The organism is Christiangramia marina, from assembly GCF_048285865.1.
In the GTDB taxonomy this organism is placed as follows: Bacteria; Bacteroidota; Bacteroidia; order Flavobacteriales; family Flavobacteriaceae; genus Christiangramia; species Christiangramia marina.
Genome location: NZ_JBLVTK010000093.1, coordinates 1 through 280 on the forward strand (window position 1 = coordinate 1; position 280 = coordinate 280).

A 280-nucleotide genomic window follows, 5' to 3' on the forward strand; every position below is an offset into this window, starting at 1 on the left:
TGCGCAGCAACGATGCTCACGTCAGCCCAGAACCGGACTTCGGTGTGGGGCGCGAGCACGAACTGGAGGTCGCTCGAGATATAGGCCAAAGACGAGCGGTCGGTGGCGCTGACACGGGAACTGACCTCGGTCGGGCCAGCCTCGCCCCAGGCAAGGTTGTCTCCGATGCGCAATTCCAGTTCCTTGAAGCCGCGCGTGTTCTTCTGTTCCGAGTCATAGGGCGGTATGCGCATGGAGATCGCAGTGGTCATCCCGGATTGGCGCTCGGTGAAGCTGATAG

Annotated in this window: 1 protein-coding gene; it reads right to left on the minus strand. The window is 61.8% G+C overall.

Translation table 11 applies throughout. The features are described 5' to 3' along the window. On the minus strand, nt 1-280 hold a 280-nt coding region (locus tag ACNKXS_RS15455), incomplete at both ends, for a hypothetical protein (protein WP_417921661.1).